General features: G+C 65.5%; 24 protein-coding genes and 1 pseudogene. 9 read left to right on the forward strand and 16 right to left on the reverse strand.

The features are described 5' to 3' along the window. Window positions 1–55: 55 nt before the first annotated feature. The 3 genes from ACOJTD_RS25645 (at window position 56) to ACOJTD_RS25655 (ending at window position 1,160) form a co-directional block, all read left to right on the forward strand. On the forward strand, window positions 56–331 hold the full coding sequence (locus tag ACOJTD_RS25645; RefSeq protein WP_420135669.1) for a type II toxin-antitoxin system RelE/ParE family toxin: 276 nt from the start codon (window positions 56–58) through the stop codon (window positions 329–331). A gap of 32 nt (window positions 332–363) precedes the next feature. After that, window positions 364–672, forward strand: a complete 309-nt coding sequence (locus ACOJTD_RS25650) for a HigA family addiction module antitoxin (protein ID WP_420135670.1) — start codon at window positions 364–366, stop codon at window positions 670–672. Window positions 673–983: 311 nt separating this feature from the next. After that, window positions 984–1,160 (forward strand): hypothetical protein, encoded by a 177-nt coding sequence (locus tag ACOJTD_RS25655; protein WP_420135671.1) that lies wholly within the window; start codon window positions 984–986, stop codon window positions 1,158–1,160. Between the two features lie 9 nt (window positions 1,161–1,169). Here the strand turns inward: ACOJTD_RS25655 and ACOJTD_RS25660 are convergent, their stop codons facing one another. The 9 genes from ACOJTD_RS25660 to ACOJTD_RS25700 form a co-directional block, all read right to left on the reverse strand. After that, window positions 1,170–1,388 (reverse strand): alkylphosphonate utilization protein, encoded by a 219-nt coding sequence (locus ACOJTD_RS25660; protein ID WP_011504596.1) that lies wholly within the window; start codon window positions 1,386–1,388, stop codon window positions 1,170–1,172. A 145-nt stretch (window positions 1,389–1,533) separates the two neighbouring features. Continuing rightward, complete coding sequence (locus tag ACOJTD_RS25665) at window positions 1,534–2,223, reverse strand: OmpW/AlkL family protein (protein ID WP_420135672.1); 690 nt, start codon at window positions 2,221–2,223, stop codon at window positions 1,534–1,536. A gap of 249 nt (window positions 2,224–2,472) precedes the next feature. Then, window positions 2,473–2,733: a hypothetical protein gene (locus tag ACOJTD_RS25670; protein ID WP_420135673.1), complete on the reverse strand. Its 261-nt coding sequence runs from the start codon at window positions 2,731–2,733 to the stop codon at window positions 2,473–2,475. A gap of 180 nt (window positions 2,734–2,913) precedes the next feature. After that, window positions 2,914–4,824, reverse strand: coding sequence for a propionyl-CoA synthetase (locus ACOJTD_RS25675; RefSeq protein WP_420135674.1), 1,911 nt, complete (start codon window positions 4,822–4,824; stop codon window positions 2,914–2,916). Between the two features lie 137 nt (window positions 4,825–4,961). Then, window positions 4,962–5,711 (reverse strand): hypothetical protein, encoded by a 750-nt coding sequence (locus ACOJTD_RS25680; protein WP_420135675.1) that lies wholly within the window; start codon window positions 5,709–5,711, stop codon window positions 4,962–4,964. 15 nt (window positions 5,712–5,726) lie between these two features. Beyond that, a complete protein-coding gene (locus tag ACOJTD_RS25685; protein ID WP_420135676.1) occupies window positions 5,727–6,530 on the reverse strand; it encodes an SDR family NAD(P)-dependent oxidoreductase in 804 nt (267 codons plus the stop codon). A gap of 120 nt (window positions 6,531–6,650) precedes the next feature. Beyond that, window positions 6,651–7,022 (reverse strand): DUF1850 domain-containing protein, encoded by a 372-nt coding sequence (locus tag ACOJTD_RS25690; protein WP_420135677.1) that lies wholly within the window; start codon window positions 7,020–7,022, stop codon window positions 6,651–6,653. 10 nt (window positions 7,023–7,032) lie between these two features. Then, the gene (locus ACOJTD_RS25695) at window positions 7,033–9,156 is read right to left on the reverse strand and encodes a TRAP transporter permease (RefSeq protein WP_420135678.1); all 2,124 of its coding nucleotides are present in this window, start codon (window positions 9,154–9,156) and stop codon (window positions 7,033–7,035) included. A gap of 229 nt (window positions 9,157–9,385) precedes the next feature. Continuing rightward, window positions 9,386–10,330: a TAXI family TRAP transporter solute-binding subunit gene (locus tag ACOJTD_RS25700; RefSeq protein WP_420135679.1), complete on the reverse strand. Its 945-nt coding sequence runs from the start codon at window positions 10,328–10,330 to the stop codon at window positions 9,386–9,388. Window positions 10,331–10,484: 154 nt separating this feature from the next. On the opposite strand from ACOJTD_RS25700, the gene ACOJTD_RS25705 reads away from it, so the two are divergent. Beyond that, window positions 10,485–11,762 carry an MFS transporter gene (locus tag ACOJTD_RS25705; protein WP_420135680.1) on the forward strand — a complete coding sequence of 426 codons (1,278 nt, stop codon included), beginning with the start codon at window positions 10,485–10,487 and terminating at the stop codon, window positions 11,760–11,762. A gap of 22 nt (window positions 11,763–11,784) precedes the next feature. Here ACOJTD_RS25705 and ACOJTD_RS25710 read toward each other — a convergent pair whose 3' ends face one another. Then, window positions 11,785–12,141 (reverse strand): response regulator, encoded by a 357-nt coding sequence (locus tag ACOJTD_RS25710; RefSeq protein WP_420135681.1) that lies wholly within the window; start codon window positions 12,139–12,141, stop codon window positions 11,785–11,787. 20 nt (window positions 12,142–12,161) lie between these two features. Beyond that, entirely contained in the window at window positions 12,162–13,085 is a 924-nt protein-coding gene (locus tag ACOJTD_RS25715; RefSeq protein ID WP_420135682.1) for an HWE histidine kinase domain-containing protein, read from the reverse strand. A 258-nt stretch (window positions 13,086–13,343) separates the two neighbouring features. Between ACOJTD_RS25715 and ACOJTD_RS25720 the strand changes: the two genes are divergently transcribed. The 3 genes from ACOJTD_RS25720 to ACOJTD_RS25730 all read left to right on the forward strand — a co-directional run bounded on the left by ACOJTD_RS25720 (window position 13,344) and on the right by ACOJTD_RS25730 (window position 17,595). Next, window positions 13,344–14,975: an alkaline phosphatase D family protein gene (locus ACOJTD_RS25720; RefSeq protein ID WP_420135683.1), complete on the forward strand. Its 1,632-nt coding sequence runs from the start codon at window positions 13,344–13,346 to the stop codon at window positions 14,973–14,975. Window positions 14,976–15,089: 114 nt separating this feature from the next. Further along, complete coding sequence (locus ACOJTD_RS25725; protein WP_420135684.1) at window positions 15,090–16,097, forward strand: Bug family tripartite tricarboxylate transporter substrate binding protein; 1,008 nt, start codon at window positions 15,090–15,092, stop codon at window positions 16,095–16,097. A gap of 280 nt (window positions 16,098–16,377) precedes the next feature. Continuing rightward, window positions 16,378–17,595, forward strand: coding sequence for an EAL domain-containing protein (locus ACOJTD_RS25730; protein ID WP_420135685.1), 1,218 nt, complete (start codon window positions 16,378–16,380; stop codon window positions 17,593–17,595). 16 nt (window positions 17,596–17,611) lie between these two features. Here the strand turns inward: ACOJTD_RS25730 and ACOJTD_RS25735 are convergent, their stop codons facing one another. Continuing rightward, the gene (locus ACOJTD_RS25735; RefSeq protein ID WP_420135686.1) at window positions 17,612–18,106 is read right to left on the reverse strand and encodes a hypothetical protein; all 495 of its coding nucleotides are present in this window, start codon (window positions 18,104–18,106) and stop codon (window positions 17,612–17,614) included. 310 nt (window positions 18,107–18,416) lie between these two features. On the opposite strand from ACOJTD_RS25735, the gene ACOJTD_RS25740 reads away from it, so the two are divergent. Then, a complete protein-coding gene (locus tag ACOJTD_RS25740; protein ID WP_420135687.1) occupies window positions 18,417–18,725 on the forward strand; it encodes a hypothetical protein in 309 nt (102 codons plus the stop codon). Between the two features lie 239 nt (window positions 18,726–18,964). On the opposite strand, the gene ACOJTD_RS25745 is transcribed toward ACOJTD_RS25740, so the two are convergent. Beyond that, entirely contained in the window at window positions 18,965–20,152 is a 1,188-nt protein-coding gene (locus ACOJTD_RS25745; protein ID WP_420135688.1) for a hypothetical protein, read from the reverse strand. Window positions 20,153–20,248: 96 nt separating this feature from the next. Continuing rightward, window positions 20,249–20,875: an NUDIX hydrolase gene (locus ACOJTD_RS25750; protein WP_420135689.1), complete on the reverse strand. Its 627-nt coding sequence runs from the start codon at window positions 20,873–20,875 to the stop codon at window positions 20,249–20,251. Between the two features lie 79 nt (window positions 20,876–20,954). Between ACOJTD_RS25750 and ACOJTD_RS25755 the strand changes: the two genes are divergently transcribed. Beyond that, a complete protein-coding gene (locus ACOJTD_RS25755; RefSeq protein WP_420135690.1) occupies window positions 20,955–21,374 on the forward strand; it encodes a PaaI family thioesterase in 420 nt (139 codons plus the stop codon). Window positions 21,375–21,398: 24 nt separating this feature from the next. Here ACOJTD_RS25755 and ACOJTD_RS25760 read toward each other — a convergent pair whose 3' ends face one another. Next, window positions 21,399–22,142, reverse strand: a complete 744-nt coding sequence (locus ACOJTD_RS25760; protein ID WP_420135691.1) for an HAD-IA family hydrolase — start codon at window positions 22,140–22,142, stop codon at window positions 21,399–21,401. Between the two features lie 464 nt (window positions 22,143–22,606). Then, window positions 22,607–22,843 (reverse strand): annotated as a pseudogene (locus ACOJTD_RS25765) (carbohydrate ABC transporter substrate-binding protein); the annotation flags it as partial.

Consider the following 22,843-nt stretch of genomic DNA (forward strand, 5'->3'; position numbering starts at 1 on the left):
CTCGCCCAGCCTGTAGGCTATTAATTGACACCGCGTCAGCCGATAGCTTACAGTCATGATTAAGACATTCAGGTCGAAGGCTTTGGCGGACCTTTGGTGCATCGGGAAGACGTCGAAGATCGACGCCAAGATGCATGAGCGGATCCTCCGGCGCCTCGATCAACTCGAGTCCGCCGCGGCCGCCGAACAAATGAACATCGCCGGCTTCGACTTTCACGCCCTGCGCGGGAAGCCGCTTCGCTACTCGATCCATGTCAACGGACCATGGTGCATCACCTTCGAGTTCGAAGACGGCGACGCATACCGGGTCGATTTCGAGCAATACCACTAATATCTGAACCGCTGTCGATAGTCAGGACGGACATGAACGAGTATGTCGCCAAGCGCAGCAAGGAGCGCTGCCCCACTCATCCCGGAGCTGTCCTGCGTGAGGACGTGATTCCGGCGGTGCGGAAGAGCAAGTCGGAGATCGCTCGTCTGCTGGGAATTTCGCGCCAGCACCTGCACGACATCTTGTCGGAGAAGAAGCCGGTCTCCCCCGAAGTCGCGGTGCGGTTGGGCAAGTTGTTCGGCGGCGGAGCCGGCGTTTGGGTGCGCATGCAAGGCGCGTTCGACACCTGGCACGCCGAACGGACCGTCGACGTCAGCCACATCGAATCGCTTGTGGCATAAAGGTACGCTCCAGCCAGGAACGCTTCCGCGCCTACTGCATTCTCTCCCCGCATGCCGGGTGACAACCGGCCGTAACGGGGAATGGCGGACGCAGCTGATTTTGCCGGTTTCTGGCTGCGACATCAACGTATTGGTACGCGCTGACGCCTAACCTGTTCCCGGCATGCATCCCGCCCGGACCACGGCTTGCTGGGGATAGCGGTGATAACTGGCGCCGAAACGGCGCCAGCCATGATCCCGAGGAACTTGCGCCGCGATCGCTGCATTTGAGTCCCGCTGTTAGCACCGCAGCATGAACAGTGGGACACCTCATGCCGACCCGTTTGGACAAGCAGATCGACAGGATCGTCGCCGAGAGCGGCGGCAGCATGCATGAGGCGGTGCGCGCGCTGATGCAGGTGAACGAACACCTCGAGGCCGAACTGGCGCGGCTGCGCGCCGCCGTGATCTTCAGCCACGCCAGCGGAGATGGCGAGTGGCTGCACTAGCTCCAGCCGTCACGACTTCTTCAAGAACTCCGTCCGCAGCACCAACCCCTTGATCTTGTCGGTGCGGCCTTCGATCTCGTCTTCATTGTCGGTGAGGCGGATGCCACGGATCACGGTGCCGCGCTTCAGCACGGTGGACGAGCCCTTCAGCTTCAAATCCTTGATGAGCGTGACGTTGTCGCCATCGGCGAGCAGCGCCCCGTTGCTGTCCCTGACCTTGATGTCCATGCCGTGCCTTTCGTGATGCCGCCGCGTGGAACCCGCGGCGCAGGCTGTCAAATCAGGAAAGCGACGCGGGGGCAATGATGATCCGCGCCGCCGACAGAACGCGGCGCGGAAAGGTCCGCGCCGCGCCGTCTGACACGTCGAAGCGTCAGAACTTGTAGGTGATGCCGGTGCCGATCAGCCAGGGATCGAGATTAACCTTGCCGGTGACCGGGATGTTGCCGGCCAGCGTGCCGTTCCAGTCCGGGCGCAGCCAGATCTTCTTGACGTCGACGTTCCAGCCCCAGTGCTTGTCGAACATGTAGTCGAAACCGATCTGGGCGACCGGCGCGAAGCTGTCCTTGAGATGGCTGTCGATGACGACGCCGCCGGCCGCCTTCTGGCTGAAGAAGAACGTGTAGTTCACGCCGGCGCCGATATACGGCTTGAAGGCGCCGAAATCGGTGAAGTGATATTGCAGCGTCAGGGTCGGCGGCAGCAGCCAGGACTTGCCGACGTCGATGCCGTTGAGCGCATCCGTGCCTGAAATGCTGTGGCGGGTGACGCCCAGGATCAGTTCAGCGGCGATGTTGCGATTGAAGAAGTACGAGATGTCGAGTTCGGGCACCACCGCATCGGAGGTCTTCAGCGACGAGCCGGGCACCTGGTTGACGTAGCCGGAATCGCGCGGGATCACGCCCAGCACGCGCAGGCGGATCATCCAGGGATTCCATTCGTCGACGACCGGCGCCTTGTACATCGGCCGCGCGGCGAGATCGGCGGCCACCGCCGAAGCCGGCAGGCCGTTCAGTGCCGCCGCCATGGCCAGCGCCGAGACTGCAGTGAGAAATTTGGTCATAAGTGCCCCATTGAGGTTCAGTCGCGTGGGCTGAGGCCCACACTTGCGAGCACAGATGCCTCCGAGTGGCACTCGGGATTGATCTCGATCAAATGGTCGGGGCGAGGTGTCGCACCTGCGCCGCACTCGTGTCGTCCGGGCAACAGATTCTCAAGGGAGTCGCGACTGGCCCAGGAAAATTGACGTGCAGCAATGAAATAGCTCGCGCGCAACGCGTGCACGCGCTGCGCATCACCTCCGGCGGCAATGTTACGGCCGGCTGGGATTCTGCATCATGTATTCGCCGAGATTGCGCTGAGCGCGATTCGCCCGCGTGATCGCGTTCGAGCGCTGCACGTCGCGATCGCGGCGGCAGGAGACGTATTCGGACGAGCCGACCGCGACGCCATTCTGCCTACAGAACGCGTCGTCGTCGCCAAGATCCGTCGGCGCATCGTTACGGCTGGCACAGCCCGCGAGCATGGCGGCAGCAAAGGTCAGGGCGAGCAGCGATTTGGAAAAGGTCGGCATCGATGGTCCCGAGGTCGGCATTCCGGGATGCGCCCTTGGGGACAGGCCCGAAATCCACATCCCTTGTCGTGGTTATGGATTCCGGGTTCGCCGCGGCGCGGCGCCCCGGAATGACCATTGAGAGGTCGATGCCTGTTTACCGCGAATTGCGGGCTTTGTAAGTCCGCAATCGCAGGCCCCTCAGCCGTGGCTCTTCAGCGCCGAGGAGATGTCGTCGAGCGCGGTCGGGTCTTCGATCGTGGCCGGCATCGTCCACGCGTCGCCGTCGGCGATCTTCTTGATGGTGCCGCGCAGGATCTTGCCGGAGCGGGTCTTGGGCAAACGCGGCACGGTGATCGCGAGCTTGAACGCGGCGACCGGGCCGAGCTTGTCGCGGACCAGCTTGACGATCTCCTTCTCGATCTCGGCGTGATCGCGGGTGACGCCGCTCTTGAGCACGATCAGGCCGCACGGCACCTCGCCCTTGATGGTGTCGTTGATGCCGAGCACGGCGCATTCGGCGACGTCCGGATGCGAGGCCAAAATCTCTTCCATGCCGCCGGTCGACAGCCGGTGGCCGGCGACGTTGATGATGTCGTCGGTGCGGCCCATCACGAAGACGTAGCCGTCTTCATCGAGATAACCGGCGTCGGAAGTTTTGTAGTAGCCGGGGAAGTCGGCGAAGTAGCTCTCGCGGCAGCGCTCGTCCTGCTGCCACAGCGTCGGCAGATTGCCAGGCGGCAGCGGCAGCTTGATAACGATCGAGCCCATCGCGCCCGGCGGCACCGGCTTGGCGCCCTCGTCGACCACTTCGAGCTTGTAGCCCGGCATCGGCACAGTCGGCGAGCCGTGCTTGACCGGCAGCAGGCCGAGGCCGACCGGATTGCCGGCGATGCACCAGCCGGTCTCGGTCTGCCACCAGTGATCGATCACCGGCACCTTGAGTTGCTCTTCGGCCCATTCCACCGTCGGCGGATCGGCGCGCTCGCCGGCCAGGAACAGCGTGCGGAATTTCGACAGATCGTATTTGCGGATGAAGTCGCCGTTGCCGTCCTCTTTGCGGATGGCGCGGAACGCGGTGGGCGCCGTGAACAGCGCCACCGCGCCGTGCTCGCTAATCACACGCCAGAACGCGCCGGCGTCGGGCGTGCCGACCGGCTTGCCTTCATACATGATCGAGGTCGCGCCGTGGATCAGCGGGCCGTAGATGATGTAGCTGTGGCCGACCACCCAGCCGATGTCGGAGGCGCACCACCAAACCTCGCCCGGCTTGACGCCGTAGAGATTCTCCATCGACCATTTCAGCGCGACAAGGTGACCGCCGTTATCACGGACGACGCCCTTCGGCTTGCCGGTGGTACCCGAGGTGTAGAGGATGTACAGCGGATCGGTGGCGTCGACCGCGACGCAGTCGGCGTTCTTGCCGGCGGCCAGCGCCTCGCTGCGCAACTTGCCCCAGTCGTGATCGCGGCCTTCGATCAGTTCGCAATCCTGCTGCGGCCGCTTCAGGATGATGCAAGCTTCCGGCTTGACCGACGCGAGGTCGATCGCCTCGTCGAGCAGCGGCTTGTACTTGACGATACGGCCAGGTTCGATGCCGCAGCTCGCCGACAGGATCAGCTTCGGCTTGGCGTCCTCGATGCGAGTGGCGAGTTCTTTCGCCGCGAAGCCGCCGAACACCACCGAATGCACGGCGCCGATGCGGGCGCAGGCGAGCATCGCCACCATCGATTCCGGCACCATCGGCATGTATAAAATGACGCGGTCGCCTTTCCCCACGCCGAAATCCTGCATGATCGCGGCGAGCGCCTGCACCTCGCACAGCATCTCCGCATAGGTGAAGGTGCTGATCGTGCCGGTCAGCGGCGAGTCGTGGATCAGCGCGACCTGATCGGCGCGACCGTTCGCAACGTGACGGTCGAGCGCGTTGTAGCAGGTGTTGACCTTGGCGCCGGGAAACCAGCGGCCATACAAACCGAGCGAGGCGTCGAACACCTTGGTGGGCGGCTCGATCCAGTCGATCTCGTGGGCGGCCTCACCCCAGAAGCCTTCCGGATCGGCCAGCGACCGGGCATGGACCTCGTGATAACGACTCGTGTCGTGCATATTCATGGCGTCGCACTCCCATGTTCTCGGGCGGTTTGGCCCGCCATGTCCAGCTTTTAGGCGGCGCTGACAACCCCGCCTTTGTTCCTAATCAACCCTGCCGCCACCTGCGATTCAAGTGCGAACCGACAGTACGACGGCACTCAGTTGCCATCGATACCGGTGAGCTGTTGCAGCCGCGCCTTCATCTCGGCTCTCAGGTCGTAACCTGGCCGGCCGAACGCGCTATTCCGCCGCGCGAGAAAGCTGTCCTGCGTTCGCCTCAGCGCCTGCAACTCCGCGGGCGCAAGCTTGGCGTCCTGCGACAGCCGAACGAATTGGGCATTAATCTCGCGGTCGAGATTGGCGAGGTCGCGATCGGCGCAGATCGCCTTTTCGACGGAGCGGCGCGCGCGACGGCAATCGAAGCTCGGTTTGCCGTCGAGCGCCTTCTGGGCGCCGAGCCGCTCCAGCTCCATCGCCAGCGATTTGTGGTTGGCGCGCGCCGCGGCATGGTCAGGCTGCAGCTTCAACGCAGCCGAAAAATCGGCGAGCGCTCTGGGGCGGTCGCCCTTGAGGCGCCAGACCTCGCCGCGCGTATTCAGCACATCGGGCTGTTTCGGATCGAGCCGCAGCGCGTCGTCGTAGTCGACGATCGCGCGATCGAGCTGCCCCGTCCGCGCCAACGCGCCGCCGCGCGCAACCAGCGCCTTGATGCAATCGTCGCGCTCGGTTTTCTTGCTGGCGATCAGTCTGCCGCATAGGGCGATCGTTCGCTCCGCTTCGTCAGCTTTGGCGGCTGCGGCGAGACACGGCGTGGGATCAATTGTTGGATCGTCGATGTCGTCCGAACTGGTCGCAAACGCCGGCGCGGCGGCCAACAAGGCAAGGGCGATGATCGGGCCTGTGATCACGCGGGACATCACGGACTAATTCACCTTCAGCGTCAGCCCGCCATCCACGACCAGTTCGAGACCGGTGACGTATTTCGACTCGTCGCTGGCGAGGAACAGCGCCGCGTTGGCGACGTCCCAGGCTTCGCCCATGTGGCCCATCGGCACCTGGGCGTCGCGGGCGCGCCACATCGCATCGACATCGCCGCCGGCATAGCTCGCGGCGAGGCCGGCCGAATGCGCCACCATCGGCGTCTTCATCAGGCCGGGCAGGATCGCGTTCACGCGGATGTGGTCCTTGGCATATTCCACCGCGCTGGTCCGCGTCATCGCGTTCATCGCCGCCTTCGACGCCGCGTAGGTGACGTAGGAGATCCCGAGATGGCGGATCGAGGCGATCGACGAGATGTTGACGATCGAACCGCCGCCCTGCCGCTGCATGATCGGGATGACGTGCTTCATCGCGAGGTACGCGCTCTTGAGGTTGACGGCGAAGACACGGTCCCAATCGGCCTCGGCGATCTCCACCACGCCGCCGGTTTCGGCAATGCCGACATTGTTGTCGAGCACGTCGATCTTGCCATAGGCCTCCATGCAGGCCTGCACCATCGCCTCGACATCCGCGCCTCGCGATACGTCGGCGGCGAAGGCCGTGGCGCGGCCGCCGGTGCCGGTGATCAGGCTGGCGGTCTCCTCGGCGGCTTCGGCGTTGCGATCGACGCAGAACACCTGCGCGCCCTCGCGCGCGAACGTCACCGCCGTCGCCTTGCCGTTGCCCCAGCCCGGCCCGATCGATCCAGCGCCGACCACCAGCGCGGTCTTGCCTTGCAGTCGTGGCATGCGTGCTCTCTTTCGTTATCGTCTGGAAGAGCGTTGTAGCCCGGATGAAGCGAAGCGCAATCCGGGGCAGCGGATCAACACTCCCGGATTTCGCTTCGCTTCATCCGGGCTACAGAGCCATCACTCGCACGCGATGAGCGTCGTTGGCTCGGCGCCAAGCTTGTGCCCGACGATCTCCGACAGCGTCCTGCACGCACCGTCGCGACACAGCCGCCATTCGCCCGCCATGCCGGAATTGCCGAGGATCAGATCCCGCTGCGGGGCGCGGTGGGGCGACCATGCGAACCAGCCGCCGCGCAACCGCGCTTCGGGCGGCGGCTCCATGCCGGCGCCGCTGCCTTTGACGCGAGCCTGCACCAGTTCGAGTCCCTGCGGGGTAACGCGCCAGTCCTCCTGCCATTCGACCTTCTCGATCGAATGCGTCCAGGCCAGCGTGAAGGCCGCAAGCGCCAGCGTCTTGACGACGCCGGCGGACGCGACGCACAGACTCATCGCACGCCGTTCAGGCGGTCGCTACTGCGTCGCGCGGCGGGCGCTGCCGCCATTGCCAGGCGACGATCAGCGCGGTGACCACGAAGCCGACATAGTCGCTGTACGGGAATTCGCCGAGCAAACAGACCGCCGCCGCAAACGCGATGAGACGTTCGAGCACACTCATGCGCGTATACAGGAAGCCGATCGCCACCATGCCGAACAGCGCGATCGCGATCAACGCCTTGACGGTCGCATAGGCGACCGCGCCGTAGAAACCGAGCTCGGCCGCCATCGGATCGCCGGGCTGCAGCATCAAGGCCGGCGAGTACACCGCGATGAACGGGATGACGTAGCCGGCGAGTGCGATGCGCATCGCCTCCCAGCCGATCTTGTCGGGATTTTCGCGGGCGATCGGCGCGGCCGCCAGCGCGGCCAGCGCCACCGGCGGGGAGAGATCAGCCATGATGCCGTAGTAGAACGCGAACATGTGGCTGACGATCAGCGGCACGCCGAGCTTGGCGAGCGCCGGCGCCGCCAGCGCTGCGGTGATGATGTAGGTCGGGATCGTCGGGATGCCGGTGCCGAGCAGGATCGACAGCAGCATGGTCATGATCAGCGCCAGGAACAGGCTCTTCTCGCCGAGCCCGATCACCCAGCTGCCGAACACCGTGCCGACGCCGGTCTGGGTCATCATGCCGATGATGGTGCCGACGATGGCGCAGGCCATGCCGACGGTCAGCGCCGATTTGGCGGAGTCGGCCAGCGAGTCCCGGCAGGCGACCAGCGTGGCGCGGCCGCCGCGGGTGAACGCCGTGATGGCGATCAGCCCGGCGACGATCAGCACGATGCGCATGATGTCGAGCCCGTTGCGCGACACCGCGCCGACCACCAGCGCCAGCCCGATCCAGAACACGTAGCGTAGCACCGGCTGCGAGAAGCCGTGCACGATGCTGGCGCCGAGGATCAGCGCCACCGTCAGCGCTAGGCCCATCGAGCCGGCATAGAGCGGCGTGAAGCCCTCGAACAGCATGAACACCAGTGCGGCGAGCGGCAGGATCAAGTACCAGCGCTCCACCGCCGCCTTCCAGGCGCTCGGGATTTCCGACGCCTTCATCCCGACCAGGCCATGCTTGCCGGCTTCGAGATGCACCATCCAGAATGCCGAGGCGAAATACAGGATCGCCGGGATCACCGCGGCCTTGACGATCACGGAGTAGTCCACGCCGAGCGTCTCTGCCATGATGAACGCCACCGCGCCCATCACCGGCGGCATGATCTGGCCGCCCATCGAGGCGGTGGCTTCGACGCCGGCCGCGAAGGCGCGGCGATAGCCGAACTTGATCATCAACGGAATGGTGAACTGGCCGACCGTGACGACGTTGGCGACGCCGGAGCCGGAGATCGTACCCATCATGCCCGAGGCGAACACCGCCACCTTGGCCGGACCGCCGCGGCTGCGGCCGAACAGGCCGAGCGACACGTCGGTGAACAGCTGGATCATGCCGGCGCGCTCGAGAAACGAGCCGAACAGGATGAACAGGAAGATGTAGGTCGCCGACACGTAGATCGGCACGCCGTAGAAGCCCTCGGTGCCGAAAGACAAATGCGTGACGATCTGATCGAAATCGTAGCCGCGGTGATTGAACGGCGCCGGCAGATACTGGCCGAAGAACCAGTACAGCAGGCACACGCCGCACATGATCGGCAGCGCCGGCCCCATCAGCCGCCGCGTGCCCTCGAAGATCAGCACCGCCAGCAGCGTGCCGACCGCGAGGTCGAGACGCGTCGGATCGCCGTCACGCTGGATCAGGTCGGCATAGAAAATCCACTGATACAGGCCGCACAGGAAACCGAGCGCCCCGATGCTCCAGGCGATGGCACGTCCGAAATCGGTGCGGGCCGTGAAATTGCCGATCAGCCCGAAGGTGAGCAGGATCAGGAAGCCGACATGAACGCCGCGTACCACCTGGCTCGGCAGCACGTTCCAGGCGGCGATCACCAGCTGGAAGCACGCGAAGGCGATCGCTACGCCATAGGCCAGATGCCGCCAGCCGCGCGGCCCGAACCCGGGCGGGAAGCCGTGCTCGAAATTGTCGAACTCGACTTTCACCGTCTCCGGCTTGTGGTCGACGGTGGCTTCTGGCTGCAGCATTCGGGTTACCTGGCTTTGAATCGTTGATCTCTCTGACGAGCCTCAATCTACCAACGAGCGTGCCCCGGATGCTGTGCAACGCGCCGCGAAGCGGCGTGGTGCGCTGCTGATCCGGGGCCCCGGTTGCCCGGGCCGGCGCTCAACCGGGGTCCCGGGTCTGCGGAGCAGCACTGCGTGCTGCACCGCGCCCGGGACACGATGCCTTGCAAGGCGACTTTAGACGGCGAGCTTACTTCAGCACGCCCTTTTCCTTGAAGTAGCGCTCGGCGCCTGGATGCAGCGGGACGGGGCTGCCGGTGGCGGCGGTTTCCAGCTTGATCTCGCGGCCGGCGGCGTGGGAGCTCGCCAGCTCGGGCAGGTTCTCGTAGATCAGCTTGGTCATTTGATAGGCGAGATCGTCCGACACCGCGGTCGAAGTCACCAGATAGTTGACCACCGCGGCGGTCGGAACGTCCTGCTCCTGGCCCGTATAGGTCTTGGCCGGGATGGTCGCCGCAATGAACGGCGGGCCGATCTTGTCGACGGTCTCTTTCGGCACCGCCACGACATTGATCGCCGAGGAGTTCGACAGGTCCTTCAGCGACGCGACGCCGAGGCCGGCGGATTGCAGGGTGGCGGCGAGCTGGCGGTTCTTCATCAGGTCGACCGACTCGGCGAACGGCAGATACTCGACCTTGCCGAGATCCTTATAGTCCATCCCGGCGGCCTTCAGGATCGCGCGCGAGTTCAGCTCGGTGCCCGACTTGGGCGCTCCGACCGACAGGCTCTTGCCCTTCAGATCCGCCAGCGTCTTGATGCCGGACTCGGAAGTGGCAACGATCTGGATGTAGTTCGGATAGATCGCACCGATCACGCGCAGCTTGTCCAGCTTGGCCTTGAAGCCGGCTTCGGTGTCGCCTTCCCAGGCGGCTTTCAGCGAGTCACCAAGCGTGAAGGCGATCTCGCCGCGGCCCTGCTGCAGAAGATTGAGGTTCTCGACCGACGCCTTGGTGGCCTGCACCTGCGCTTTGACGTTGGGAATCTTCTCGCCGTAGATCTTCGAGATCGCGACGCCGAGCGGGTAATACACGCCCGAGGTACCGCCGGTCAGCACGTTGATGAACTGCTGCGCGTGCGCCTGCGGCGCCACAACCAACGCCGCGGCCGCAGCCAAGGCGAACAATCTTGCCTTCATGAACGAATTTCTCCCCTGAGTTGCTTAGTCGGGAAACTGAACGTGCAAAACGCCGCGGTCAACCCGTCAAATCGGCAATAACAAGGCGAGGCGCGGAACCAGCCTGGCACCTGATGGGTTGGCGGCGTACTTTTCTCGGCGCCCAGAGGTTCGCGTGTCTCCTGAACAGAAGCCCGACCTCCACCGGTCGCTCGACGCCCTCAACTTCTTTCTTGCCGATGTTCGGGACGGGCTCGGACCGTATCTGGCGATCTACCTGCTGGCGGTTCAGAACTGGAACGAGGCGTCGATCGGTCTGGTGATGTCGATCGCCGCCGCCGCCGGGATCCTGGCGCAGACGCCGGCCGGGGCGCTGATCGATCGCTCGACTGCGAAGCGCGGCCTGATGGTCGCCGCCGCAGTAGTGGTGACGCTGTCCTCGATCACGCTGCCGCTGTTGCACAGCTTCGAACTCGTTGCTGTCACCCAGGCGCTGGCCGGCGCTGCCGGTGCGATCTTCGCCCCCGCCGTCGCTGCGGTCACGCTCGGCATCGTCGGTCCGCGCGCCTTCGCGCGGCGCACCGGCCGCAACGAAGCGTTCAACCACGCCGGCAACGCAACGGCCGCGCTGCTGGCCGGTGCATCCGCTTACTTCTTCGGGCCGGTGGTGGTGTTCTGGCTGATGTCGGCGATGGCGGTCGCCAGCATCTTCGCGACGCTGTCGATCCCCTCCGCGGCGATCGACGATCATGTTGCGCGCGGCCTCGACAGCACCACCGCTTCGGATCCCGGCAAGGCCGCGGGCGATCACCATGACCAGCCATCGGGCTTCAAGGTGCTACTGACCTGCCGGCCGCTGCTGATCTTCGCCGGCGCCACCGTGCTGTTTCACTTCGCCAATGCGGCGATGCTGCCGCTGGTCGGACAGAAGCTGGCGCTGGTGAACAAGAATCTCGGCACGTCGCTGATGTCGCTGTGCATCGTCGCCGCCCAGATGGTGATGGTGCCGGTCGCGATGCTGGTCGGCCACAAGGCCGACGTCTGGGGCCGCAAGCCGATCTTCGCGGTGGCGCTCGGCGTGCTGGCACTCCGCGGCGCGCTGTATCCGCTGTCCGACAATCCGTATTGGCTGGTCGGCGTGCAACTGCTCGACGGTGTCGGTGCCGGCATTTTCGGCGCGCTGTTTCCGCTGGTGGTGGCAGACCTCACCCACGGCACCGGCCACTTCAACGTCAGCCAGGGCGCGATCGCCACCGCCGCGGGCCTCGGCGGCGCGCTGTCGACCGCCGTCGCGGGCGTGATCGTGGTCTCGGCCGGCTATAGCGCGGCGTTCCTGGCGCTGGCCGCGATCGCGGCCGTCGGACTGGTGCTGTTCGTGCTGCTGATGCCGGAGACGCGGCCGCAAGGCGCCGCGCAGCCGACGTCATCATCCCTTCCCGCGCCCGCCGGGTAGTCGAGGTCCGCTAAGGCCTCACTTAGCTTCCCGTCAGTTGCGCCAGGACGGCGACGAGGAGGCGCACGCTGGTCGGCTTGCCGGCATTCGGTACCCCGGCAAGCACCGCACCGCCGACTTTCTCGGGCTCGTCATAAGCGCTCGCCACCGCGAACGGCACGCCCTGCGCCTTCAATGTCTCGGCGATCGGCGTGACCAGCTCCTTGCCGAGATTGACGTCCAGCAGCGCAACCACCGGGCGCTCCATCTCCAGCAGGCGGAACGCGGCCTGCACGTCCGGGGCCGGGCCGATCACACGCCAGCCGAGGCCTTCAAGCATGTGCGCGAGATCCATCGCGATCAGAAATTCGTCTTCGACGATCAGAACCGTCTTCTGCACGATGGTCTTTCGGTTCGGGGTTAAGCGCTCCGCAGCGGAATCACGATCCGGGTCGTGAGACCATCGGCGGCGAAGTTCTGGTCGACCCGGCCGCCGAGATTATACGTGATGGTCGATTGAATGAGCTGCGTACCGAACCCGCTCCGGGCCGGCGGCGGCACCGCCGGGCCGCCGCTCTCGACCCAGTCGAACCGCACTTCGTCGCTCGCCTCATCGACCTGCCAGGTCACATGCACCCGGCCCTCCGGCACCGACAGGGCTCCGTATTTGACCGCATTCGTCGCCAGCTCATGAAACACCAGGCTGAGCGACACCAGCGCACGAGGCTCCAAATCCACCCGCGGGCCGGGCTCGATCGAGATCGGATCCCGATCGCTCCGGTACGGTGCGAGGATGCGCTCGAACAAGGTGAGCAGGCCGGCTTCGTTCTGCGCGGCAAAAGCGAGATTCTCGGCTTCGACCAGCGCGCCGAAGCGGCCGAGGAAATCGTCGCGATACTCGGTGGCGGAGCGGCCCTCGGTCCTGGTCTGGTGAGCCATCGACTGGGCGATGCCCAACAGGTTTTTCATCCGGTGGCGAAGTTCGCCGAGCAGCAAATCCTTGGCGAAATCGCGCTGACTGCGCTCGGTGTCGTCCACGATGGACAGCAGCATCGAGTGGCTGGCGTTGTCGGGATGGGACAGCGTCCGGGCTGTCAGCAGCATCGTCTTGCGGCCGATGCCCGGGAACTCGTGCTCGACCCTGTAATTGATGATGGTCTCGGCCTTCGGCAGCACGTCCAGCAGCAGCCGGCGCAGATCGGGAATATCCCACTGGCCATTGCCGAGTTCGTAGAGCGGTCGTCCGATCGTCTCCTCCCGGTCGACCTTGAAGGTTTCAAGAAAGGCCCGGCTGGCATTCAGCACATGGAGCCCCGCATCCAGCACCAGCATGGGATTGGACACCGTGTCCACCACGCCCTGCGCCTGAAGGTGGCTGGTCCGCGCAGGCGATAAAGGTCATCCATACGCATTCGAACCTGATCCTCGCGCGCCGGAGGCTAGAGAAAAGCATCGCGGCACGCAATCTCAGGTAGCCGTTTTTGCACGGAACGCGCGATGGATGTCATCGCGCTGTGTCGCCGCACCTTCATCAGCAGCATGGTAATTTCCTGACCGACCATCGATGCGTTTCGCATCGATCAACACTGCCGAGCGCCCGCCATGCCCCGTCTTCCTTCGTCCCCTCGCCTCTCTCTCGACCGCCGAACGCTGTTGCGCGGCGCGCTCGGCGCAGGGCTGGGTGCGGGGCTCGGCGCCGGCATCGGGGCGCTGCCGGCCGGCGCCGCCGAGCCCGGCCGCGTCTCGTTCAAATCCAATCCGTTCACGCTGGGCATCGCTTCCGGCGATCCGGCACCGGACGGCTTCGTGCTGTGGACGCGGCTCGCGCCCGAGCCGCTGAAGGCCCGCGGCGGCATGTCGGCGCAGCCGGTCGACGTGACGATCGAAATCGCCGACGATCCGGCGATGACGCGCATCGTCCGCACCGCCACCGAGACCGCGCGGCTCGAACTCGCGCACTCGGTTCACGCCGAGATCGAGGGCCTCGCCCCGGGGCGCGATTACTTCTACCGCTTCCGCGCCGGCGATGCGGAAAGCCCGGTCGGCCGCGCCCGGACACTGCCGGCTCCCGGCGATGCGCTTGCCCAGATCCGCTTCGCCGCCGCCGGCTGCCAGCGCTGGGAGGATGGTTACTACACGGCATGGCGGGCGATCGCCGACGATCAGCTCGACTTCGTCTTCCACTACGGCGACTACATCTACGAATACGCCCACACCGACGTGACCGGCCGTGACAAGCAGCCCGCGCCGCGCACCATGCCGGCAGATTTCCCGGCCTGCTTCACGCTGACCGACTATCGCCGCCGCTATGCGCTGTACAAGACCGACGCCGACCTCCAGGCCGCGCACGCCTCGTGCCCGTTACTGCCGAGCTTCGACGACCACGAGGTCGCCAACAACTGGGCCGCCGACAGCGACCCCAAGCACACGCCCGCCGACGCCTTCCTGTTTCGCCGCGCGATGGCGCTGCAGGCCTGGTACGAACACATGCCGGTGCGCCGCGCCCAGCTTCCACACGGGCCGGATGTGCGGGCCTATCGGGGCTTCCGTTACGGATCGCTGATCGACGTCGCGGTTCTCGACACGCGGCAATATCGCTCGCGCCAGCCCTGCGGCGACGGCTTCCTGGCCGGTTGCGCGGAGGCCGATGCCGAGGGCCGCTCCATGCTCGGCGCGGCCCAGGAGCAATGGCTCACCGAGCGGCTGGCACAGAGCCGCGCAACCTGGCAGGTGCTGGCCCAGCAGGTGATGTTCGCGCAATTTGACTGGCGCGGCTTTCCGTTCGTCAAGGAAACCAATGCACCCGTAGTCGACCTCGATACCTGGAACGGCGCCACCGCCGGCCGCGAGCGCGTCCTCGCCATGCTGCAGGCCGCCAGCATCGCCAACCCGGTGGTACTGACCGGCGATCTGCATCGCGCGCTCGCGCTGGAAATCCGCCGCGACTGGCGCGATCCGGCCTCGCCCTGCGTCGGCGTCGAGTTCCTGTCGACGTCCATTTCCTCGATTGGCGACGGGCCGGCGACCGAGGCGGATCGCGCCACGATGCTGCGCAACAATCCGCACCTGAAATTCTTCAGCGACAAGCGTGGCTATACCCGCCACGTCGTCACGCCGAAGCAATGGCAGGCCGATTACCGCACCGTCGACAGCACGGCGACGCCGGGCCAGCCGGTCCGCACCGCCCAGACGCTCCGCGTCGAGGCGGGACGGCCGGGGCTGATCAGCGGGTGATCACACGGGTCCGCACTCTCGCGACGCGCGCAGGCTAGTCACGCCGCACGCGACCGCATAGTCTCGCTGCCGCACCGGCCCAGCAAGAGGCCGATCGACCGGGAGAACGCTCATATGTCGTCCACGACTCGTCCGCCGTTCCGTCCGAGCCGCCGCAGCCTGCTACGCGGCACCGCCGCGCTCGTCACCCTGCCGCTACTGCCCGGCGTCGCCCGGGCCGATAACTGGCCGAGCCGGCCGGTGAAGTTCGTCGTGCCGTTCGCGGCCGGCGGCACCACCGACATTCTGGCACGGCTGGTGGCGCAGAAGATGTCGGAGGAGTACGGCCAGCAGTTCATCGTCGAGAACAAGGCCGGCGCCGGCGGCAATATCGCCGCCGAATTCGTCGCGAAGTCGGAGCCCGACGGCTACACCTTCATCGTCGGCACGCCAGGCACCCACGCGATCAATCAGTTCGTATTCAAGACGCTGGCCTATGACCAGGTGAAGGACATCGCGCCGGTGATCATCATCGCCAAGGTGCCGAACCTGTTCTCGGTGACCAATTCGCTGCCGGTGAAGAGCGTCGCCGAACTGATCGCCTACGCGAAATCGAAGCCCGGCGAATTGTTCTACGGCACGCCGGGGCTGGGCTCGACCGCGCACGTCTCGACCGAATTGTTCAAGTCGATGGCCAACGTGCAGATGACGCACGTGCCCTACAAAGGCTCGGCGCCGATGCTCACCGACCTCATGGCCGGCCGCGTACACCTCACCATCGACAATCTGCCGGCGTCTCAACCGCATGCCGACGCCGGTTCGATCCGCGCCATCGCCGTGTCGACGGCGACGCGCTGGCCGCTGCTGCCGGATCTGCCGACGATCGCCGAAGCGGGCGTACCCGGCTACGACGCCGCGGCGTGGTTCACCATCGGCGCACCGGCCAAGACCTCGCCGGAGATCATCGCCAAGCTCAACACCAGCGTCGACAAATTCATCAAGACCGAGGACGGCACCGCACGGCTGCGCAAGCTCGGCGCCGATCCGGTCGGCGGCTCGCCCGACGACATGCAGCGCTACGTGCTCGCCGAGATCGACAAGTGGGGCAAGGTCGCAAAGTTCGCCAAGATCGAGCCGCAATAGGCACGCGCCAAAGCGCTCGCATCCCACGACGTTCGTTCGCGGCGTCCTCCGTTGCCGCGAACGCTTAGCAGCGCATGAGCAAGACGACACAGCCGGATTTGTCCCCGTCCCGCGCTGTTTTTCGGCATCGCCCACGAAAACAACATGTTCCGGATCGCGTCAGTTTAAATCGCATTCGCCGGTTTAACCCTACCCGGGACTTCATGTGGGTCGCTGAACAATTCCACAATTCGAACGCGTTCCAACCCGTAAAACTGATCCGGTAACGGGGGAAGCTACGATGACGACCACCAACATCGAGGTTCAAGAGCGCGCGGGATCCGCAGCGTTCGGCCGCCGCAAGGTGTCGCCGCGCGCGTGCATCGTCGACAGCAAACCGCATCTGCGGGCGTTTCTCGCCGACACGCTGGAGGAGCTGCGTTTCGTCACCAGCGAATGCGGCAGCGCGGAGGAGCTGTCGTTACGCATCGTCGAACAGCAGCCCGACGTGCTGGTGATCGGCTCGTCGATCGGCGGCGTTGAAGCGGCGCAGATCATCGACGCGGCGTGCAACGCGGGCTTTCGCGGCAGCGTGATTCTGATCTCGGCGCGCGAAACGATTGCGCTGCGCGGCATTCTGCATCACGGCCTGGAGCGCGGCCTGACCATGCTGCCGCCGCTGTCGACGCCGTTCAGCGCCCAGATGCTGCGCGAGTGCGTCGCGCCGCTGCTGCCGCAGGAGCCGGCGCCGAAGCCGGAAGTGGATGTCGCCGAGGCGCTCAAGACCGGCTGGCTGGAGCTCTGGTATCAGCGCAAGCTCGACGCGCGCTCGCTGACGCCGTGTGGTGCCGAGGCGCTGGTCCGCATGCGGCATCCGAGCTGGGGCGTGGTGGTGCCGTCGGCATTCCTGCCGGATCAGAACGACCCGACCTTCCGCGCGCTGTCCGAATTCGTCGTCGCACGCGCCATCTCCGACTGGCGCTATCTGCTCGATCATCACGGTCCGGTCGATCTGTCGATCAACCTGCCGGCGAAGTTCCTGCTCGACGCACAGGCGATCGAGGATCTGTATGGGTGGATGCCGCGGCATCCCGCATTCGGCGGCCTGATCGTCGAGATCGACTCCTTGGAGGTGGCGCAGAATCTCGATGCGATGATCGAGGTCGCCCAGAGCCTGCGACTGCACAACATCGCCATCGCAGTCGACCGGGTCGGAGCCGACTGGCCGGAGCTGATGCGCCTCGATGCGTTTCCATTCGTCGAACTGAAGGTCGATCGCAGCTTCGTCACCGGCTGCGCCGACGACCGGCTGAAACGCACGGTGTGCAAGCGGATCGTCGACCTCGCGGCCGATTACGGCGCGCGCTGCACTGCGACTGGAATCGAAAGCCGCTCGGACTACATCGCTGCGCACGAGATCGGCTTCGATCTGGTGCAGGGCTATCTGTTCGGCAAGCCAATGGGGCTGAAGAAATTCGCCCGCGCCGTCTCCACAAAGCCGCTCGGCACGCTGGAGTGAGCGGCGCGCGCGCCGATCAGTCGAACGTCATGTCGAGACACTTCGAGACGTCGCTGCCGAGGCCGGACGCGATCGTGATGCAGCCGCGCAGCTTGCGGCTGCCCACGTCGCTCGCCCAGATCGCATAGCCCCCGGGACCGAAGAACGAGTTGGTGTTCGGCGGCTCGGTCTCGGCGGCATCGAATTCGTAGTTGCCGTCGGTTTCGAAAATGCGGGCACGCTTCGAGCAGCCGCCGTCGGTCTGAACGTTGATCACTTCCTTGTTGTCGCGCGTCATCGCTAGGCTGACGGCGCAGCGGAAGTACTCGGACGTCTTGGCGTTGAACAGATAGGCGTAGGAACGGCAGGTCGCGGTGGTGAGCTTGCCGGGGCTTAGGCCGCGGCTGCACGAGATGCGCTGGTTGTTGCTGAGCTTAAATTCGTCCGCCCGGACGGCCGCCGGCAAAGCAAGCGCGATCGCGGCCGACAGTGCCGCGCCCTTCGTCAACGTCCGCCACGACTCCAAACGCATCGTCCGCCTCCCGACTTGTTGATCGTCACCGCGACAGTGCTTTTGGCGAAGTGATGAGGCTCCGCCGAAAGACCTGCGCCAGAATGCAATTCCGAATCCGGTGCCGCGTTGTTTCAGGATTGCTGTAATCCGGAATCGGCTGACGCGAAAGGCACACCAAAGCGCACTGGCAAATTCGAAAACGGCGACCAACATGGACGCGGGGCGCCGGGCTCGCTTGACGGCGAAACATCGTTCGTGATTTGTTCAAAACTGACGACGCAGGACGCCAAGGGCGCCGCTCGTATCGAAGTCTGAGGAGACTGCAGCCATGATCGCCCACTCCGTCACGACGCTGCTCGCCGCGGCGGTCGCCGTCACGCTTGCAGCGCCGGCCATGGCGCAGACCGGCGAAGCCATGCCCTGGGTACTGTCGCCCGACATGGGCTACGGCTACACCAAGGACGGCAAGATGTTCTCGTACAAGATGGGCACCAGCAACGCCAAGGAGCTGTTCAAGGGCGCCCGCAAGGTGCCGAAGGACACGCTGTTCTTCGTCGGCGCCAACGGCCAGCTTTACATGCGCAGCGGCCCATTCCTGGAACACGACGGCAGCTTCAAGTTCGGCTCGGACCGCTGAGGCGGCGCAAAACGCCGGTGCGCTGGCATTCTTAGAAGATCGTCACCGGCTGTCTGACACTATCAGCAAGCACGACCTCGTGGTGAGGAAGCGCGTAGCGCGGTCTCGACCATGCGCCGCACGCACGCTTGGCTCCATCCTTCGAGACGCCCGGCTTCGCCAGACTCCTCCGGATGAGGACGCAGTGCGCCGTGAGGCGTTGCCACCTCACTCGCTGTCGCCTCATCGATGAAGAGACCTCAGAAAGCCGCGTAGAGTTCGCGCGCGCCGGGCTTGGCGCTGTTGGCGTCCATCCGCGCGTCGGTCACGGCCAGCAGCTTCGCGACGGTGTTGTGACGGATGGCGACCGGATTGCGCTCGTAGCCCGAGCGCTGGAAGAAGTTCGACGTCGGCACGATCTCGCGCAGCTGCTGCGGCATCGTGACCATGTCGAAGCCGGTGCCGTCGCCGGTGAGATTCATCATCTCGAGTTCGGCGGCGGTGAGCGGCTCGGTATAGCCCTTCTGCCGGGCGAAGATCACCGAGGTCAGCAGCTTGTGAGTCTGCAGCAGCGGCCCAACGTCGATATCGAGCACCAGCGCGTGCACGCCCCAGCCTTGCGGCGTGCGGCCGAGCTTCTCGTGCTCACTCCAATTGCGCGGGATCGACCGCGCCATCGCCACCATGCGTTTGACGATGCCGATCTTGTGCTCGAGCGCCTTGCGCTGCGGACCCGACAGCGACGCGGCGCGTTCGTTGAGGACTTTGAGGATGTGATTGCCCTGCTCGGCCAGCAGCACCAGCGTGTTGGTGGTCAGCAGTTGATTGTAGCCGATCGCGGTCGAGATCGCGCGCGAGCCCGGACGTGATTTGCTGAGGCCGGACTGCATGTCGTAGCTGCCGTCGCCACCGGTCTCGAACGCGTAGACACGCACGGCCTGCTCGCGCGTCAGCCCCATCGCGCGGGCGACCCGGGCATAGGCGCGCTTGAACTCGAGCTCAGAGGCCGGCCGCTGCGGCACGAACTGATAGTAGTCGGCCGCCGCCTTGACGAAGTCCGCCACCACCGGCAGCGACCGGCGCTCGCCCGGCGGCTGTGGCTTCGGCTCGGGATCGACCGGCCGCTTCGGTCCATCATAGACCGGCGGCTGCACCAGCACATAGTCATCGCTGGAGATCCGATCGCCCGCGCGGCGCTTGGCGTTGCGGATGCGGCGCTTCTCGGCGATCGCATTCCAATAGGCCTCGGCGTCGCGGTCGAATTCGGCGCGCGCCGCCTGATATTGCTGCAGTCGATACCGATACTCGGCAATCGCCTCGGGCGATGCCGCCTGCGCACGCGCATTCGCGACAGCGAGCGGCAGCGCGGTCTGGGCGAACGTGGAAGGCGCGAGCGCGAGCAGCGCAAGCGACGCGAGGCTGACGGAGCGGATCAGACGAGTCGGCATGGCCGAATCATATCGCACCCGATGGTGAACGAATTGCTGCGTCCGCAGGGTTCCATCTGCAGCAAATCGTGGCTCGGGCGTGTGCGCGCCTGCACGCTACTTCCAGGCGAACACCGGCTGTTCGAGATCTGCGACGCGGGTCACACGGCCGGCCAGCACTTCGCGGAACTGATAGATCAGCGCCGCGGTCGGCGCGTGGATGTAGTCGCCGGCGTGGCGAAACCGGATTACCCGCCGCTCGCTCTCCGGGATACGCGTGAAGTCGAATGCGTCGGGATGTGCGATGTCGGCAAGCGCAATGTGATGCACCGACGCGACCTCGGACGGATTGGGCGCCAGCGGCCCGGCCGAGGCAGCCCACGCCACCACCGGCGTGATCAGATAGCCGGAGCGCGTCGGGTAGTCATCGAGCATGCCGAGCACGTCGGCGGCTTCGAGCTGCAGTCCGAGTTCCTCGTGCAGTTCGCGCAGTGCAGTTTCCGGCGCGGTTTCACCGGCATCGCAGCGCCCGCCGGGCAACGCCCACTGGTTGCTGTGCGCGCGCAGGCTGGCGGCACGGAACGTCAGCAGGAACGAGGCCGCGCCATCGGCGCCGGCCACGACCGCGATCGCGACCGCCGCACGCTTCAGGCCTTGCGGCTCCAGCCCATCGTCGTGACGCGGAAAATCGCAGCAGCGTCTGGCGATCTCGGTGCGCAGGGCATCATTGTGCAGATGGCTCATCCGGCTTGACTACACCGCGCGCGTGACGGAGGAAACCACCACCGCGCCGTGGGACGCGGCGACAGGGACGACGAAACGCATGACCGAGACCGCCCGCAGCCTGAAAGCCGACGGCTGGAGCATCGTCCACGACGAGGGCTTCATCGATCTGGTCGGGCCGATGTGGCATCGGGTCGTCGACGGACAGCACGAATTCGCGATCGCCACCGGGCCGAAGCATCGCAACCGTCGCGGGCTGGTGCAGGGCGGGCTGATGATGACGCTGGCCGACCGCGCCTGCGGCATGGCGGCGCGCGAGCAGTCCGGTGCGCCTCATGTCGCCACCGTGCAGCTCGACACGCACTTCATCGATGCCGGCGAGATCGGCGACCTGCTGATCGCCCGCCCCAAAGTGATCCGCGCCACGCGCAGCCTGATCTTCACCTCGGCCGAAGTGAGCGCCGAAGGCCGCTGCCTGATCGTCGCCAGCGGCGTGTTCAAGATCGTGCGGCCGCGCTGAGCCGGCAACGCGCGACCTTGCGCCTCAGGCCGCGAGCCAGCGCCCCAGCGTAGCTAGCGTCACGATCGCATCGCCCGCTCCAGCGCCGGCGAGATGCCGGTACGGTGCATCGGGCTCACCGAGATCGCTCAGCAACGCCAACGCGCCGTTGAAATCGTCGCCCTCGGTGTAGATGCCGGGCGTGACGATGGTGGCAAGACCGGCGCCGCGCGCGGCTTTCAGGCCGTTGGTCGAATCCTCGAACGCGACGCAGGCATCGGCCGGCAGCGCCAACTGCTCCAGCACATAATTGTAGATGTCAGGCGCCGGCTTCTTGGCCGGAACGACATCTCCGGCGCCGACGACGTCGAACAGGGCCAGAGCATCGCCCCCGAACGCGGCACCGAGCAGCGCTTCGACATTCGGCAGGCTGGTGGTGGTGGCGATCGCCAGCCGTGCACCTGCCCGCTGCGCCTCGCGGATCAGCCGCGCTACGCCGGGGCGCAACGGCGCACCGACGGCGGCAAGCGCAGTGTACCGCTGGGTCTTGGCGGCATGCAGCTCCGCGATCCGGCCGGCGGCGCGGTACGCGCCCTCCGGCTCCGAAGCCAGAAAATGCGCGATCCGCTCCTTGCCTCCGGCGACGTCGAGCAGCCGCCGATAGGCTGCCTTGTCCCAATGCCAGGGTAGTCCTTCTGCCGCGAAGGTCTCGTTGAAGGCTTGGCGATGCAGCTCTTCGGTCTCGGCGAGCGTCCCATCGACGTCAAAGATCAAAGCTTTCGGTATCATCGAACCCCTTTGGCTGCCAGGAAGGCACACTGACCAGAAATCATGCCTGACAAAACAACCGGAGCACTGTAAAGTAAACTTTACAACTCAAGAGCTGTCCCCGCATGACCCAGACCTCCGACACGCCGTCGCGAAAGTGCGACCTGTGCGCAGGCGAGATGAAGCTGCTCGGCCGCCTCCCGCGACGGGCCAATCAGGCGCAACGATTGGTTTTCCGTTGTGCAGGCTGTGACAACGTCGTCCAGGAGCAGTCCTGAAAGCGCGATCCAGGACCTGACGGAGTCAGGCCTGATGCGATCCGGCGCCCAATCCACATCCGCCGTCCGAAACCTGCCGTCTCTGCTCAAACAGAGAAGGCCGGCGAGGAGCCGGCCTTCTCAACGGTTGATGAGATGAGCACCGCACGTCACCTCATGGTGTTTGCGACAACGCTGTGCGCGTCCACGCCATGAGGCTCCGAATGCTTACTTGGCTTCCGCGCGCTTCGGCGGGGTCGCCGGCCAGGACTTGATCAGGGTGTCGTAGTCGACGGTTTCACCCTTCGGCTTCTCGTTCGCCAGCTTGCGCTGCGGCGCGATGTTGCCGTCCTTGGCGGACTTCTCGTACCAGTACTCGGCGGTCTCCTTCTTGTTCAGCTTCGGACCGCATTCGCCCTGCACCTTCGACTTCTCGAGGCGTTCGAGCACCGAGTCCTGCGCCGC

Source organism: Rhodopseudomonas sp., assembly GCF_048594845.1.
Lineage (GTDB): Bacteria > Pseudomonadota > Alphaproteobacteria > Rhizobiales > Xanthobacteraceae > Rhodopseudomonas.

Excerpts from the sequence above, each read along its gene's own strand:
- ACOJTD_RS25645 (WP_420135669.1), top strand. The coding sequence starts at position 56 with ATGATTAAGACATTCAGGTCGAAGGCTTTGGCGGACCTTTGGTGCATC.
- ACOJTD_RS25650 (WP_420135670.1), top strand. The coding sequence starts at position 364 with ATGAACGAGTATGTCGCCAAGCGCAGCAAGGAGCGCTGCCCCACTCAT.
- ACOJTD_RS25655 (WP_420135671.1), top strand. The coding sequence starts at position 984 with ATGCCGACCCGTTTGGACAAGCAGATCGACAGGATCGTCGCCGAGAGC.
- ACOJTD_RS25660 (WP_011504596.1), bottom strand. The coding sequence starts at position 1,388 with ATGGACATCAAGGTCAGGGACAGCAACGGGGCGCTGCTCGCCGATGGC.
- ACOJTD_RS25665 (WP_420135672.1), bottom strand. The coding sequence starts at position 2,223 with ATGACCAAATTTCTCACTGCAGTCTCGGCGCTGGCCATGGCGGCGGCA.
- ACOJTD_RS25670 (WP_420135673.1), bottom strand. The coding sequence starts at position 2,733 with ATGCCGACCTTTTCCAAATCGCTGCTCGCCCTGACCTTTGCTGCCGCC.
- ACOJTD_RS25675 (WP_420135674.1), bottom strand. The coding sequence starts at position 4,824 with ATGAATATGCACGACACGAGTCGTTATCACGAGGTCCATGCCCGGTCG.
- ACOJTD_RS25685 (WP_420135676.1), bottom strand. The coding sequence starts at position 6,530 with ATGCCACGACTGCAAGGCAAGACCGCGCTGGTGGTCGGCGCTGGATCG.
- ACOJTD_RS25690 (WP_420135677.1), bottom strand. The coding sequence starts at position 7,022 with ATGAGTCTGTGCGTCGCGTCCGCCGGCGTCGTCAAGACGCTGGCGCTT.
- ACOJTD_RS25695 (WP_420135678.1), bottom strand. The coding sequence starts at position 9,156 with ATGCTGCAGCCAGAAGCCACCGTCGACCACAAGCCGGAGACGGTGAAA.
- ACOJTD_RS25700 (WP_420135679.1), bottom strand. The coding sequence starts at position 10,330 with ATGAAGGCAAGATTGTTCGCCTTGGCTGCGGCCGCGGCGTTGGTTGTG.
- ACOJTD_RS25720 (WP_420135683.1), top strand. The coding sequence starts at position 13,344 with ATGCCCCGTCTTCCTTCGTCCCCTCGCCTCTCTCTCGACCGCCGAACG.
- ACOJTD_RS25725 (WP_420135684.1), top strand. The coding sequence starts at position 15,090 with ATGTCGTCCACGACTCGTCCGCCGTTCCGTCCGAGCCGCCGCAGCCTG.
- ACOJTD_RS25730 (WP_420135685.1), top strand. The coding sequence starts at position 16,378 with ATGACGACCACCAACATCGAGGTTCAAGAGCGCGCGGGATCCGCAGCG.
- ACOJTD_RS25735 (WP_420135686.1), bottom strand. The coding sequence starts at position 18,106 with ATGCGTTTGGAGTCGTGGCGGACGTTGACGAAGGGCGCGGCACTGTCG.
- ACOJTD_RS25740 (WP_420135687.1), top strand. The coding sequence starts at position 18,417 with ATGATCGCCCACTCCGTCACGACGCTGCTCGCCGCGGCGGTCGCCGTC.
- ACOJTD_RS25745 (WP_420135688.1), bottom strand. The coding sequence starts at position 20,152 with ATGCCGACTCGTCTGATCCGCTCCGTCAGCCTCGCGTCGCTTGCGCTG.
- ACOJTD_RS25750 (WP_420135689.1), bottom strand. The coding sequence starts at position 20,875 with ATGAGCCATCTGCACAATGATGCCCTGCGCACCGAGATCGCCAGACGC.
- ACOJTD_RS25755 (WP_420135690.1), top strand. The coding sequence starts at position 20,955 with ATGACCGAGACCGCCCGCAGCCTGAAAGCCGACGGCTGGAGCATCGTC.
- ACOJTD_RS25760 (WP_420135691.1), bottom strand. The coding sequence starts at position 22,142 with ATGATACCGAAAGCTTTGATCTTTGACGTCGATGGGACGCTCGCCGAG.